Genomic DNA, 14,981 nt, shown 5'->3' on the forward strand with positions numbered 1-14,981 from the left:
TAATAACAATAGCATTTAAAATCAAGATATTGTTTAGAACAAAAACAATTGAATAGCACAAAAAAATGAATGTAGTATCCTTTTTTGCCGGAGCGGGCGGTTTAGATCTTGGTTTTGAACAAGCAGGCTTCAATGTCATTTGGGCAAACGAATATGATAAGGATATTTGGGAAACGTACGAGAAAAATCATCCGGATACTATCTTTGACAAAAGAAGTATTGTAGACATCCCTGCCGATGAAGTTCCCGATTGTGACGGAATCATTGGCGGACCACCTTGCCAAAGTTGGAGTGCAGCAGGTGCTGCCAGAGGCATTCAAGATAAACGAGGGCAACTCTTCTATGATTTCATTAGAATTCTTGAAGCCAAACAACCCAAATTCTTTTTAGCAGAAAATGTAAGCGGTATGCTTATTCATAAGCACAGCACTGCTCTTGATGGCATTAAAAAACTTTTAAAAAATGCAGGTGTAGGTTATGACCTATCATTTCAAATGCTAAATGCAAGCGACTACAATGTACCACAGGATAGAAAAAGGGTGTTTTTTATAGGTATTAGAAAAGATTTGAATTTTAAATATGAATTTCCTACCCGTACCTTTCCTAAAGTAACTCTTGAAACTGCCATACATGACCTAAAAAGTAACGCCATACCTGCATTGGAATACAATAACACCAATGGTACAAATTGTAAGGTAGCCAATCATGAATATATGATCGGTGGTTTTTCTACCATGTTTATGTCCAGGAACCGGGTGCGTAATTGGGACGAACAATCTTTTACCATACAAGCTGGCGGCAGACATGCCCCTATACACCCACAGGCGCCCAAAATGAAACTGATAGATAAAGATGTTAGAATCTTTGTACCAGGAAAAGAACACCTTTACCGAAGGTTAAGTGTGCGCGAATGTGCCAGAATACAGACTTTCCCCAATGATTTTACTTTCCATTACAAAAAAGTAGCAGCAGGTTATAAGATGATCGGTAATGCCGTACCTGTAAATTTGGCAAAATTTTTGGCTGAAAGTATTATGGAGCAATTGAAGGTAAATGAGAAAATTACACCTAAAAAGGCAAGAGCGAAGAAAATTAAAATGGATAGCATAACAAACTAATTAAATAGCAAGTTCCATTATTCCACAAAAATCAACATTAGCAATATCAGAATTTTCCAAAATCAAAAAACCCTATTAATCAATTGATTAATAGGGTTTGTAAGTACTCGAGGCGGGAATCGAACCCGCACTCCGAAGAACTGGATTTTGAATCCAGCGCGTCTACCAGTTCCGCCACTCGAGCATATTTGCCATTCAAAGTTGGCATCCTATCAAAATAGGACTGCAAAATTAAATAATAATTTTCTTTCTACCACTAAAAATATCAATATTTATGCATTAGCAACCAAAATTAATTTTTAAATTTGCACCTTCTAAAAAACAAGTGCTTGCCGCCATACAAGGAAGTAACTGTTTGGAAAACAATATACAAAGACATGCCATACCAAGTTCCACAACCGAAAATATTTGCTTGTACTCAAAGTAAAGTCTTAGGAGAAAAAATTGCCAAAGCTTATGGTGCAGAAATAGGCAAAATATCGTTTTCCCGCTATAGTGATGGTGAATTTCAACCTTCTTTTGAAGAATCAATAAGAGGAACCCGTATATTTCTTATTGGATCAACACATCCCGGTCCAGAGAACTTAATGGAAATGTTATTAATGATAGATGCTGCCAAAAGAGCATCTGCGCGTCATATTACAGCCGTTATGCCGTATTTTGGCTGGGCAAGACAAGATAGAAAAGACAAACCTAGAGTGCCTATTGCTGCCAAATTGGTCGCTAAAATGTTAGAAACAGCTGGGGCAACTAGAATTATCACCATGGATTTACATGCTGATCAAATACAAGGCTTTTTTGAAAAACCGGTTGACCACCTATTCGCATCAACATTATTTTTACCTTATTTAAAAAATTTAGGATTAAAAGATCTTACCATTGCCTCACCCGACATGGGCGGATCAAAAAGAGCTTATGCATATTCCAAAGCTTTAGATAGTGATGTTGTAGTATGTTATAAGCAAAGAGCCAAAGCCAATGTTATTTCCCATATGGAACTAATTGGTGATGTAAAAGGTAAAAATGTAGTACTAGCAGATGACATGGTAGATACGGCAGGTACATTGACCAAAGCAGCGGACCTAATGATGGAACGTGGCGCTTTGAGTGTTAGGGCCATTGCTACACATGGTCTATTATCAGGAGATGCTTACGAGAAAATTGAGAAATCAAAACTTACGGAATTGATCATTACAGATTCAATACCGGCGGAGGTAAAGAGTGATAAAGTAAAAGTTTTAAGTTGCGCAGATTTATTTGCCGATGTCATGGACAAGGTACACAACAACAACTCCATATCTTCTAAGTTTTTAATGTAAAGAAGAAGTCAAAACAAGAATATTAATTTTTAATACATATAATGAAGTCAATTACAATTAAAGGATCAGAAAGAGAAAGCGTGGGCAAGAAGGCAACGAAAGCCCTACGTAATGCTGGAAAGGTTCCTTGCGTGGTATACGGAGGGGATAAACCATTACACTTTTCAGCAGATGAACTAGCGTTCAGAGACTTGGTTTACACTCCAAATGCACACACAGTTGCAATTGAATTGGAAGGCAAAGAAACAGTTAACGCAGTATTACAGGATATTCAATTTCACCCTGTAACAGATGCCATCATCCATATTGATTTTTATCAGTTATTCGATGATAAAATGGTTACCATGAACATTCCTGTAAGATTACAAGGGAATTCACCGGGTGTTCGTAATGGTGGACGTTTATTGTTCAGAAAACGTAAGCTTGCAATCAAAGCTTTACCTAGCAAATTGCCAGATTTCTTCGATATCGATATTTCTAAATTAAGAATTGGTCAGAACATTTCTGTAGCATCATTATTAAATGATGACTTTAGCATCTTACACCCAGACAATCAAGTTGTAGTACAGGTTAAAACTGCACGTACCGCTGTTGTTACTGATGATGAAGATGAAGATGAAGAAGGAGCTGAAGGTGCAGAAGGTGCATCTGAAGAAGCTGCTCAAGAATAGACTTAACGGTTTAAAATTCATTAAAAAGCATCCTGGTATTTGTATCAGGATGCTTTTGTATTTTTACGCACTAAATTATAGTTCAAATGCTCCGTTTACTTAAATCCTTTTTTACCAAACAGAGTATTATTATCGAAGAAAAAGATCCCATGAAAAAATTTTTAATCGTTGGCCTTGGAAATATAGGAGAAGAATATACCGAAACCAGACACAACATCGGTTTTAAAATACTGGACGAAGTAGCCAAAACAAACGACTTTACCTTTGAAACGGCAAAACTAGGCGACATTGGTTCTTATAAGGTAAAAGGAAGAACTATTATTTGTCTTAAGCCCTCAACATATATGAACAGAAGTGGCAAGGCATTGAAATATTGGATGGATAAAGAAAATATTCCGCAAAGTAACGTCCTTGTAATTACAGATGATATTAATCTGCCATTTGGAACCATTCGTATTAAAACAAAAGGCAGCAATGGTGGCCATAATGGACTAAAAGATGTAGAATTATTTCTACAGACCATTCAATACAACAGGTACCGCTTTGGAGTAGGTTCAGATTTTAGTAAGGGTAGACAGGTTGAATACGTGTTAGGACAATGGAACAGTGACGAGCAAGCATTATTACCAGAGCGATTAAAGAAATCAACTGAAATTATCAACTCTTTCGCTTTAGCCGGCATTGCCAGAACAATGAATCAATTCAACAATTCTTAGCATTAAAGCACCTTAAAACTATATACCCCGGTATTAGATCTATTACCTTCTGCATCTATAACAATTACACGCCAATAGTAAACCGTATCTGAAGATACCGAAACTTTGATATTGGTAACATCTGATGAAAGCGTACGTATAAGATCAATTGGTGGCGTTTCTACCGAGAAATAGACTTCATAACCGGTTATATCATTATCCAGATCAGATGCAGACCAAACTAGCTCTACCTCATTATTGATGTCCTTAAAAACACTTGAAGAGGAAGCCGGGCTCTCAATAGTTGCCGGAAAGGGGGCAAATGTAGTTCTAGACCCTGCATTATAAAAATACCATTCTTCACTGGAAACCGTTTCTTCTACGTCACTATTACGTGATCGTACCAACCATGAAAACTGCTCTCCTTTGGCCAAAGGCAGCTTTGCTGAATTTGAAGTAGACACAATGGTTTGCACCGTACTTGTAGCAATATTGGTAACACGTAACTCATACGTTTCCGTATTATCCGCCAAGTTCCATCTAAATTCTACCTGACTGGTTTCAGTACCTAAGCTTACACCGGTTGTACATTCAGAATTCTCTTCGGGGAATACCAAACTTACTGCTTCTGGAGGTGTTGCAGAACGCTTCTTTTTACAGCTAGAAAAAGCTATAACTACGCAGAAAGAGAACATTAGAAAACGTATCATTCCTTAATTACTTTTGTTGTTCCATTAATTGTATTTCCCTCATACCTTAAGTAGTATATTCCCGCGGCCAATGCACTTAAATCTAACTGAATTATGCCATTCACCAAAGTGGTAGTTTCATCATAGATAAACCTACCGTCTATACTAAAAATACTTACAAAAACATCTTCTTGCTGCCCACCTATATACACCTGCACTACATCTTTTACCGGGTTTGGAAAAACTACCGGGCGCTCATAAAAACCTATTTGCTCTTCATAAACTCCTTGACAAGCGATTGGAGTATATACCTTTAAAGAATTTAGTCCTTTTTGCAATTCTAATTGCACAACAGAATTTTCCGTTTGTATGGCTATACCGTTCAACTCTATCGTATAAAATGAAGACCCGGTCAAATTCAATGTCACTAAAGACCCATCATCCGCAATTTTAGAAGAAACGTTTAACGGACCAGGTTCGGTTATTTGTACTTCAACACAATATTCTTGATACACGACCGTACCATCCGTACCCGTAATACATAATGTATACGTACCCGCACTTAAGTTTGCCAAATTAAAGCTATTGGAAAAATTTTGCGTTAAATCAACCCCATTACCCGACACGGTTATTTGATAATCCAATGCCAATTTAGGGGCAATGGACAAAGACCCATCATTATTATCGCTACAGGTTTCACTTTCTAAAGTTATTACAAAATTCTCTGAAGGAAAGCGATAAATTGCACAACCGGAAGCATCTACCTCCTGCCCTGCCGGGGTATTTAGACAAAGATCGTCACCATCATCGAATACACCATCATTATCCGCATCTGGTCTAAAGTCACCTTCAACACAAACCTCAAGAGCAAAAGAAACCAAGCGTCCACCATCAGAAGGTGCATTATCTTTTACTTCCAAAGTCCATTCACCCAGTATAGATTCCCCATTAAAGGAACTTAACGTTCCCAATGGTTTCACAGACCCACCTATTCCAGGATTTACACCACAAATAAAAGCAGGGCTATCATCATCGAAAATAGCATTAATGTCACTTGCATCACCACAAGAATTAGAAACCAAGGTAACGGTTGTACCTGCCGGTGAAGTTAAGCTGACCACCAAATCAGCTAAAAAAGTATGCTCAATATCTAACTGCACATTAATATCCGCAATGGGCAAATCTTCTAAAAAGATCAATTTAGACGTTATTACCGGTGTTCCGCTGCTTGATATTGCTATTGGCGTATCAGAAGATTCTTTTGTGGTACAATTAAACTGTACGGTAGAGAAGCTAAAGGCTTCACTAAAATCTCCCTCACCACAATTGTTCCTCGGTTTTACGCGCCAAAAATATGTACTATTATTATCCAAAAGGGTTGGCGTATAGGAACTACCTGATACGGATACAGATTCTACGATAGAAGTAAAGGCAGAATCGCTCGCAATTTCCAACTCGTACTGAGTATTACCGATCGATGTACCCCATTCCAAAAGAATATCTGTAGAAGCATTTGCAAAACCATTTGTAGGAGCTACTAGAATAACATCTTCAAAATTATCTTCGAACACCCTTACTTGTAGCGTAATTTCTTTAGTGACCGTAGCGGATGTAGCTACCACTTTTATAGGGTACTCTCCTACGTTTAGACCCACCACACCTTCTATAGCTATACTAACTTCGGTATCCGTTGTATCTGCGGTCGCCGGGGTAAAGGTTGCCGTAAGGCCTGCTGGCAAATCCTGAACACTAAATGTACTTTCCTCGTCAAAACCCAAATTGGTTTCGTAATTAAAGGAAACATTTAAATCATTAGGCTTACAGACATCAAATATTACCTCATCAAAATCCATTACAATTTCAGAAGGTGTTATGGAAAATAAAGCATCGTTTACTGCAAAGAATATATTATTATCCGCCATTACCATTATACGCCCTGTACTGGTAGGAAGGTTCGGTATAATAACTTCATGACTTCCATCATTTAGTATATTCTCTGCCAATATTTCAGTAAAGGTAATTCCACGATCCGTAGATAATAATATGGTAACCGTTTCCGCATTGATCGGTGCTACGTTCGTATTGGCTACATCCCAAGTTATGGTTTGTACCGATCCAGCTTCAAAGGTCTCTTGTGTACTTTGTGAACTCACCAAAAAAGGACCGGCTTCACCGCTCACCGAAACTGTCATTTCATCAGAAACAGATTGCCCTCCATTCAAGGCATTATCCCTTACGGTCACTGAAAAATTGAGATCCCTGCCAACGTTTGACACAGTTTCCCAAGCATCGCCAATTGAAGGTAACGCCTCTGTAAGTTCCCCGCCCAAAATACGGGTAAGGTTAGGAAAATATCGTTGTGGAATTAGTGAAGGTGGTAAAGACCTAAAATTGGCTCCTGCAGGATTTGTAGGTCCGAACGTAGATTGGGTCACAATACCGTTATCTATTTGCTCCCATGTATAACTAAGCACATCACCGGTATCTACATCGTTAGCTTCTGCAGTTAGCACAAAAGGTGTGCCTTTTGGAATATTATAATTCACCAATGGACTTAACGTTGGTGGTGTATTTCCAAGTACCTCGGTACTACCACATGAAACTGTTTCCAAATAATCTCTGATCTGTACAATACTTACGTAGTGAAAATAATCATCGCTATTATTGGCAACATTATTATTTCCCGTAATACCGGCATACCCCATAATAGTTGTACCACTGGCAGGTTCAACTTGTACTATAGTGCCTTCCGAAGTATGTGAAAAAGAGTGATTGGCACCAAATTGATGCCCTATTTCATGCGCTACCAGATCAATATCAAAAGCATCGCCTATAGGAGAAGACAAAGTAGTATAACCACTACCTTTTCTTCCGTCTACGCAAACGGCACCGATAAAGCCAGAATTACCATCTAAAGTATTATCCTGTTGGTTGAATAAATGCCCGATATCATAATTTGATTCTCCTATGACACTTGTTAGGGTGTTTTGCACCTGAGAGCTTAAACTACCAGTGTACGGATCAGTATCTGAATTGGTATATATAACAAGATCTGTATTTGCGATCAACTCTAAAGTAATAGCCAAATCTCTTTCAAAAACTGCGTTGACCCTTGTCAACGTAGCATTTATGGCCGCTAATGCATCTGCCTTGGTTCCCCCATGAAATTCTGTGTATTCACCTGATGCAGAAATAGCTATCCTGAATTTTCTCAGTGTTTGATCATCTACCAATTTAGCGGTTACATTCTGTGAATACTCCTTAACCTCCGTTACTGTTTTACAAACAAAATCGATATCGCTCTCCTCTTGTTCCGTTCTACGGTACAACACATAAATATCATCAGTAGATTTTTGCATGAACAATGCCCCATTTTCACCAGATGTACTCATTGTACTTTGAATACCCTTTGGCGACATACTGAACCTTATCTGCGTTGTTGCATCGTTCAAGGCAACTCCCTTAAAAGATTTTATGGAAGGGTATTTCTCGGCTAAACCTTCAGCAAAAAGATGTGCATCTTCCACTAAAAAGGGAATTATTTCACCCAACTCGTTAGGGAAATAAACAATTTTAGATGATTTACCGTCGTTTAATACCTTCGTAAATTGTTCTTGATCTAATTTAAAAGCCTTGCTTTTATTTACTTTTAAGCGTTGTTTGGATAATCGCTTCGCCGCTCCGTTCAACTCCGTATTTTTCCAATATGTAGATTGCGCTACACCGGAAAAGGAAAGAAATACTATGGTAATTGTAAAAACTAGGCGTAATTTTGCAATCATTAAGGGACTTTTAACCAAAATCAAATATAAGTCTTTTTATTTTCTATCATAAGGTGATTACAGTCCGCAACATTTCCAAATACAAAGAAGAGTATCCTACGGTCATTACCATAGGCACCTTTGACGGGGTACATATAGGCCACCTGAAAATACTTAATAAAATCATAAATCATGCCAAAAATACGGCATTGAAATCATCGGTTCTTACGTTTTTTCCGCATCCAAGAATGGTTTTACAGAAAGATACCAATATAAAACTCTTGAATACTATTGATGAGAAGATCAATATTTTAGAGCGCTTAGGGTTAGATGTTCTTATTATCCACCCATTTACAAAAGAATTCTCTAGACTTACGGCAACAGAGTTTGTCCGTGATATTTTGGTTAACACCTTATATACCAAAAAAGTAATTATTGGCTATGATCATAGGTTCGGCAGAAATCGTAATGCCAACATAAACGACTTGGTCACTTTTGGTAATACGTATGAATTTTCAGTAGACGAAATACCCGCCCAAGAAATAGATGATGTATCGGTAAGTAGCACCAAGATCAGAAAAGCTTTGGAAGAAGGTGATATTGAAACCGCCAACAGCTATTTAGGCTATGAATATATGCTTACCGGAACAATCATAAAAGGCAAGGGAATTGGCAAACAACTAGGCTACCCTACTGCCAACCTTTCCATTGCGGAAGACTATAAGCTAATACCTAAAAATGGAGCCTATATCGTAAATAGTACTATTAATGGTAAAATAGTTTACGGAATGATGAATATAGGTTTTAACCCTACCGTAAACGGCACCAAACAATCCATAGAAGTCAATTTTTTTGATTTTGATGCGGATTTATACAATCTTAAATTACAAGTTAATATTTTGGTTCGTTTACGAGATGAACATAAATTTGAATCTGTTGATGCCCTAAAGGCTCAATTGGCAACAGACAAAGAAAAATCTCTTCACTATATAAATAAGTAATTATGCTTAATAGGTTATTATTTCAACGCATAGATAATAGCTCATTGATCATTTTTAGAATCTTTTTTGGTATTCTAATCTCACTTGAATGTTTTGGCGCTATTGCTACCGGCTGGGTGAATAGAAATTTAATTGCCCCAAAATTTAAATTTCCATTTATAGATTTCGATTTTTTACAACCTTTACCAGGCAATGGAATGTATTTCTACTTTGGTATAATGGGTCTAATGGGCATATGCATTGCATTAGGCTTTAAGTACCGGGCAAGTATGATAACGTTTACAACCATGTGGACGGCTACTTATTTAATGCAAAAGACCGCCTATAACAATCATTACTATCTTCTTATTTTAATTTCATTGATCATGTGCTTTTTTCCTGCCGAAAAAAGCCGTTCAATAGACGTTAAGCTTAACCCCAAGATAGAAAGCAATGCAATGTATGCATACATAAAATGGATCGTGGTGCTACAACTTTTCATTGTTTACACATACGCATCAATTGCTAAAATATATGGAGATTGGCTAGACTTCAGTACCATAGCCGTTTTAATGCATTCGAAGAGGAATTATTGGCTTGTTGGCGATATTTTACAGGAACCTTGGATACATACTGTTATAGGATCTGTTGGTATTTTGTTTGATTTACTCATTGTACCGGCATTACTTTGGAAACCGACCAGAAAAGCGGCTTTCTTTCTTTCATTGTTCTTTCACCTATTCAATTCGATCATATTTCAAATTGGTATTTTTCCTTATTTATCCATAGCCTTCAGTGTTTTCTTTTTTGAGCCTGAAACCATCCGCAAAATTTTCTTTAAATCTAAAATTCCGTTGACCACATCAAAAGTCATCATCCCAAATTATAAAAACAGCTTATTGATCGTAGCTGCAGTATACTTTTTAACACAGCTGTTATTACCCGTTAGACATTATACTTTTGAAGATGATGTGCTATGGACCGAAGAAGGACACAGAATGAGCTGGCGTATGATGTTACGCAGTAGACAGGGCAAAGGCAGGTACAAAGTAGTGGACAAGAATACCGAAGAGGTTTTTATAATCAACCCCAAAGATTACGTATCTCGTAGTCAAGAGCGAAAGATATTTGCTTACCCAGATTTTGCCTGGCAGTTTGCCCAATATCTTAAAAAGGAATTCAAAGAAGAAAATAGGGACGTTTCCGTATACTTAGAAAATTCAAAAATTAGCATAAACCGTAAGCCGTACGAACCCTTTATAGACTCAAAGACCGACTTGGCGGCCGAGACATGGTACCGAACAAAACACCATAGCTGGATTCTTCCATCCCCTTACATCAAATCAGAAAAATAGATAATTGATGTTTAGTATTAAAAAGTATCTACTTAGAATATTAGATTAAGTAAATTTGCAGCCAAATACAATTCTACAATGTTACAAATACAGACCATTAGAGATAACAAAGAAGAGGTTGTCCTAGCTCTTGAAAAAAGAAATATTGATGCACAACCATTAGTGGACAATGTGCTTAGATTAGATGAAAAAAGACGTGCTTCACAAACTAGTTTAGATAACGTTTTAGCTGAATCTAACAAGATTTCTAAAGAGATCGGCGTATTGTACAAGACAGGTAAAGTTCAAGAGGCAAATCTGTTGAAAGAGCAGACCGTAAAACTTAAGGAGGAGTCTAAGCAATTAGGCGACGACTTAAATGCAGCTGAAGAAGAGTTAAAATCATTATTATATCAATTACCTAATACTCCGCATACCTCGGTAGTAAAAGGTTCTTCTGAAGAGGACAATGAAGAAGTATTCAGTGAAGGCGAAGTGCCAAAATTGGATGAAGCTTCTTTGCCACACTGGGAGCTTGCCAAAAAATATGATATCATAGATTTTGAATTGGGCGTTAAAATTGCCGGAGCGGGATTCCCTGTATACAAAGGCAAAGGTGCAAGGTTACAACGTGCACTAATAGCTTATTTTTTAGATAAAAATACTGAAGCGGGCTATACTGAAATTCAAGTACCACACTTAGTAAACGAACTATCTGGCTATGGTACTGGGCAATTACCGGACAAAGAAGGGCAAATGTACCATGTAACCGCAGACGACCTTTATTTGATACCAACGGCAGAGGTTCCTGTAACCAATATTTTTAGAGATGTTATTGTAAACGAAAGCGATTTCCCAATAACTTATACAGGTTACACGCCATGTTTTAGAAGAGAAGCAGGTAGTTATGGTGCACACGTACGTGGACTAAACCGTTTACATCAATTTGACAAAGTTGAAATTGTTCGTGTAGAACACCCTACAAAATCCTATGAAGCTTTAGACGGCATGGTTGAGCATGTGAAAAATATTCTACGTGAATTAAAACTACCATACCGTATACTAAGACTTTGTGGTGGTGATTTAGGATTTACCGCTGCGCTTACTTTTGATTTTGAAGTTTTCTCAACTGCGCAAGATAGATGGCTTGAAATTAGCTCTGTATCAAACTTTGAAACCTACCAAGCCAATAGATTAAAATTACGCTTTAAAGACGAGAACGGTAAAAGCCAATTGGCACATACCTTAAATGGCAGCTCATTAGCATTACCACGTGTATTAGCTGGTATTTTAGAAAACTACCAAACCCCAGATGGCATTAAAATTCCCGAGGTGTTAGTACCTTATTGTGGGTTTGATATGATTGATTAAATCTTCAAAAGCCAACTTTTAAATATTGGTTGATTTAACTTAAGGTTACAACAATCATTAAAACGTCATGAAACTTATAAATCTCATGACGTTTTTTTTGATACCAATTAATTCTTCGACCTTTATATTTAAAATTGTTACTTATGAATTGGATATTATTAATTATCGCCGGCATATTTGAAGTAGCATTCGCTTTTTGCTTGGGTAAAGCAAAAGAATCTACCGGTAATGAAATGTATTTATGGTATATCGGTTTTTTAATAGCCTTAGCTATAAGTATGATACTCTTGGTAAAAGCAACGCAAACTCTTCCCATTGGCACTGCATATGCGGTTTGGACAGGCATTGGAGCCGTAGGTACGGTTTTAGTGGGCATATTTGTTTTTAAAGAACCCGCTACTTTTTTACGAATACTATTTTTAACTACATTGATCGGATCTATAATAGGTCTTAAAGTCGTTTCACACTAGCTCATATCATAATGTTCTTAAAACAATATTGAAAAAGTATGAACCTAAAAGTGGATCATTTTCTGAACGAACAAGTAGTATGGAAGAATGAGCTTTCATTGCTCCGAGAAATAATCCTGGAATGCGATGTTAAAGAAGATTTCAAATGGAAACATCCTTGCTACACCAAAAATGGAAAGAACATTGTTTTAATTCACGGTTTCAAACAATACTGCGCTCTTCTATTTTACAAAGGTGCCCTGCTTAGAGACCCGCATTCTATTTTAATACAACAGACAGAAAACGTACAAGCGGGCAGGCAACTAAGGTTCAAGAATACAGAAGATATTTTAAAAATGAAAAAGGTGATCAAAGATTACATTTTTGAAGCCGTAGAAATTGAAAAATCAAATCTAATAATACCAACGAAAAAAGTTAGTGACTATGAAGTCCCTGAAGAATTGAAAATAATTTTTAAGGAAAATCCCACTTTTAAAAACGCATTTGAAAAATTGACCCCTGGTAGACAAAAAGGATATTTATTACATTTTTCAAAAGCCAAACAATCTTCGACAAGGTTAGCCCGAATCAATAAATACACCAATAGAATTTTAAGCGGAAAAGGTCTTAATGATTGTGTTTGCGGACTTTCAAAAAGAATGCCCAATTGCGACGGGTCTCATAAGGGTATCGGAACCATTTCATAAAATATGCTGTGATAATATATGCTTTGTAACAACTTACAGCATTCTATGTATCTTTGAGTATGCGGTTTATCCTTTTTCTAATTACATACATAACCTTTACAACATTTTGTTTTGCCCAAGATGATTTTTTGGCCAAACAATATTTTGCAGATGGTGATTTTGAAAAAGCTGTAGTATTCTACGAAAAATTGGTAGAAAAAAATCCCCGAAGAACAGAGTATGTGCAAGACCTAGTTGCTTGCTACCAACAGTTGGAAGCATACCAAAAAGCAGAATCTTTTTTGAATGCACGGTTAAATGACCGCAATCCTTACCCTACCCTGTTAATTGACCTTGGTTACAACTATGCGCTACAAGAACAGCAAGACCTGGCGCAAAAGAATTACGACAAAGCTTTGGCCATTATAGATAAAAATCCCAATTACGGATATGCCTTGGGACTTCAATTTCAGAAATACAACCTTTTGGATATGGCCATAAAGGCTTTTCAAAAATCAATGGAGTTAAACCCCGCTTTAAACTTCAATTTTCAATTGGCAAGAATTTATGGGGAACAGGGCAACGTTGAGGCTATGTATAATTCGTATTTAAATCTTGTTATTGATGGTAAAACTTCAAAAAGCAATATTCTAAGAAGCATAGACGATTTTGTATCGGAAGAACCGGAAAACCAAAATAACATTTTGCTAAAAAAAGTGTTATTGGAACGCGCTCAAAAGAATCCTGATATTTTATGGAACGAGTTATTGAGTTGGTTATTTGAAAAACAAAATCAATACGGTAGTGCATTTAGGCAAGAAAAAGCCATTTTTAAGCGTATGAATGGCAGTTCTACCAGTCGTTTAGAAAATTTAGGACAAAGCGCTCTGGAGAATGAAGAATATGAAATTGCTAAAGATATTTACAGCTATATCATTGAAAACACCAGTGATAAAATAGTTCAACTAGATGCAGAATTAAATCTAATTGATATTGAATTGGTAGGCGCAACGGACAGTACGTTAGACGCTATTCAAAAAAAATATGAGGAACTTGTGGATATTTACGGGTACAGATCACAAACCCTTCAGCTTCAGGTAGCCTATGCCAATTTTCTAACTTTTAAAAAGAACGACCCGGCACCTGCCGAAGAATTATTGAAAAACAGCCTTGAACTGCCCATGAGCGATAGAGGCACTGCCTATTTAAAATTGGCACTTGGAGATATTTTAGTGTTCAACAAAAAATTCAATGAAGCACTCATCTATTTTTCACAGATTCAGCAAAAACTTAAAAACGACGTTTTAGGTCAGAATGCACGGTTTAAAGTTGCGCAGACCAGCTTCTACAAGGGAGATTTTGATTGGGCCTTAACCCAACTAAAAGTATTAAGAAGCTCTACCTCACAGCTTATCGCAAATGATGCCATGCAGCTGAGCCTCTTGATATCCGATAATTCATTAGAAGATTCTACTCAAACAGCATTAAAAAAATATGCACGGGCAGATTTTTTAGCCTACCAAAATAAAAACGATGAGGCAATCAATGCCTTGGGTGACATTCTAGAAAATCATAAGGGAGAAAAAATTGAGGACGAGGCTTTATTGAAGCAAGCCCAATTATACGAGAAACTTAAAAAATACGATAATGCGCAATTAAATTACCAAAAAATCATCACGTTCTATGGTAATGGTATTCTTGCAGATGATGCTTATTATGCCTTGGGAGAACTTTACAGAACAGTGTTCAATGACCCCATAAAAGCAAAAGAGCAATATGAAAAAATCATTTACAACTATCAAGATAGTTACTACTTCCCAGAAGCCCGCAAGAACTTCAGAATTTTAAGGGGAGATTCCATTAATTAAATTCAAGGGATATCTAATTCATAGTCAGGTCTAGTTCAAC

12 protein-coding genes and 1 tRNA gene are annotated in these 14,981 nt (G+C 36.9%); 10 read left to right on the forward strand and 3 right to left on the reverse strand.

Annotated features, from left to right (window positions below):
• Positions 1-65 precede the first annotated feature (65 nt).
• Entirely contained in the window at positions 66-1,118 is a 1,053-nt protein-coding gene (locus I600_RS09040) for a DNA cytosine methyltransferase (protein ID WP_058104106.1), read from the forward strand.
• Between the two features lie 104 nt (positions 1,119-1,222).
• Here I600_RS09040 and I600_RS09045 read toward each other — a convergent pair.
• A tRNA-Leu gene (locus I600_RS09045) sits at positions 1,223-1,302 on the reverse strand.
• Between the two features lie 193 nt (positions 1,303-1,495).
• On the opposite strand from I600_RS09045, the gene I600_RS09050 reads away from it, so the two are divergent.
• The 3 genes from I600_RS09050 (at position 1,496) to pth (ending at position 3,824) form a co-directional block, all read left to right on the forward strand.
• Entirely contained in the window at positions 1,496-2,437 is a 942-nt protein-coding gene (locus I600_RS09050) for a ribose-phosphate pyrophosphokinase (RefSeq protein ID WP_058104333.1), read from the forward strand.
• A 41-nt stretch (positions 2,438-2,478) separates the two neighbouring features.
• The gene (locus I600_RS09055) at positions 2,479-3,108 is read left to right on the forward strand and encodes a 50S ribosomal protein L25/general stress protein Ctc (protein WP_058104107.1); all 630 of its coding nucleotides are present in this window, start codon (positions 2,479-2,481) and stop codon (positions 3,106-3,108) included.
• An 86-nt stretch (positions 3,109-3,194) separates the two neighbouring features.
• On the forward strand, positions 3,195-3,824 hold the full coding sequence (pth, locus tag I600_RS09060; protein ID WP_058104108.1) for an aminoacyl-tRNA hydrolase: 630 nt from the start codon (positions 3,195-3,197) through the stop codon (positions 3,822-3,824).
• A 2-nt stretch (positions 3,825-3,826) separates the two neighbouring features.
• Here the strand turns inward: pth and I600_RS09065 are convergent, their stop codons facing one another.
• The gene (locus tag I600_RS09065; RefSeq protein WP_071341114.1) at positions 3,827-4,513 is read right to left on the reverse strand and encodes a hypothetical protein; all 687 of its coding nucleotides are present in this window, start codon (positions 4,511-4,513) and stop codon (positions 3,827-3,829) included.
• Entirely contained in the window at positions 4,510-8,274 is a 3,765-nt protein-coding gene (locus I600_RS09070) for a zinc-dependent metalloprotease (RefSeq protein ID WP_058104110.1), read from the reverse strand. Before I600_RS09070 ends, I600_RS09065 begins: the two co-directional genes overlap by 4 nt.
• Positions 8,275-8,327: 53 nt before the next feature.
• Between I600_RS09070 and I600_RS09075 the strand changes: the two genes are divergently transcribed.
• From I600_RS09075 to I600_RS09100, 6 genes are all read left to right on the forward strand, one after another.
• A complete protein-coding gene (locus tag I600_RS09075; protein WP_058104111.1) occupies positions 8,328-9,254 on the forward strand; it encodes a bifunctional riboflavin kinase/FAD synthetase in 927 nt (308 codons plus the stop codon).
• Between the two features lie 2 nt (positions 9,255-9,256).
• Positions 9,257-10,588, forward strand: coding sequence for an HTTM domain-containing protein (locus I600_RS09080; RefSeq protein ID WP_058104112.1), 1,332 nt, complete (start codon positions 9,257-9,259; stop codon positions 10,586-10,588).
• Between the two features lie 78 nt (positions 10,589-10,666).
• Entirely contained in the window at positions 10,667-11,938 is a 1,272-nt protein-coding gene (serS, locus tag I600_RS09085) for a serine--tRNA ligase (protein ID WP_058104113.1), read from the forward strand.
• Positions 11,939-12,081: 143 nt separating this feature from the next.
• Positions 12,082-12,408, forward strand: a complete 327-nt coding sequence (locus I600_RS09090) for a DMT family transporter (RefSeq protein WP_058104114.1) — start codon at positions 12,082-12,084, stop codon at positions 12,406-12,408.
• 38 nt (positions 12,409-12,446) lie between these two features.
• Positions 12,447-13,094, forward strand: coding sequence for a DUF1801 domain-containing protein (locus I600_RS09095; RefSeq protein ID WP_082642920.1), 648 nt, complete (start codon positions 12,447-12,449; stop codon positions 13,092-13,094).
• Positions 13,095-13,153: 59 nt separating this feature from the next.
• On the forward strand, positions 13,154-14,941 hold the full coding sequence (locus I600_RS09100; RefSeq protein ID WP_058104115.1) for a tetratricopeptide repeat protein: 1,788 nt from the start codon (positions 13,154-13,156) through the stop codon (positions 14,939-14,941).
• The last annotated feature ends 40 nt before the right edge of the window (positions 14,942-14,981 follow it).

It is taken from the genome of Maribacter dokdonensis DSW-8 (assembly GCF_001447995.1).
In the GTDB taxonomy this organism is placed as follows: Bacteria; Bacteroidota; Bacteroidia; order Flavobacteriales; family Flavobacteriaceae; genus Maribacter; species Maribacter dokdonensis.

Coding starts and splice junctions, on each gene's coding strand:
- serS (WP_058104113.1), top strand. CDS start 10,667: ATGTTACAAATACAGACCATTAGAGATAACAAAGAAGAGGTTGTCCTA.
- I600_RS09065 (WP_071341114.1), bottom strand. CDS start 4,513: ATGATACGTTTTCTAATGTTCTCTTTCTGCGTAGTTATAGCTTTTTCT.
- I600_RS09090 (WP_058104114.1), top strand. CDS start 12,082: ATGAATTGGATATTATTAATTATCGCCGGCATATTTGAAGTAGCATTC.
- I600_RS09050 (WP_058104333.1), top strand. CDS start 1,496: ATGCCATACCAAGTTCCACAACCGAAAATATTTGCTTGTACTCAAAGT.
- I600_RS09080 (WP_058104112.1), top strand. CDS start 9,257: ATGCTTAATAGGTTATTATTTCAACGCATAGATAATAGCTCATTGATC.
- I600_RS09070 (WP_058104110.1), bottom strand. CDS start 8,274: ATGATTGCAAAATTACGCCTAGTTTTTACAATTACCATAGTATTTCTT.
- I600_RS09040 (WP_058104106.1), top strand. CDS start 66: ATGAATGTAGTATCCTTTTTTGCCGGAGCGGGCGGTTTAGATCTTGGT.
- I600_RS09055 (WP_058104107.1), top strand. CDS start 2,479: ATGAAGTCAATTACAATTAAAGGATCAGAAAGAGAAAGCGTGGGCAAG.
- pth (WP_058104108.1), top strand. CDS start 3,195: ATGCTCCGTTTACTTAAATCCTTTTTTACCAAACAGAGTATTATTATC.
- I600_RS09095 (WP_082642920.1), top strand. CDS start 12,447: ATGAACCTAAAAGTGGATCATTTTCTGAACGAACAAGTAGTATGGAAG.
- I600_RS09100 (WP_058104115.1), top strand. CDS start 13,154: ATGCGGTTTATCCTTTTTCTAATTACATACATAACCTTTACAACATTT.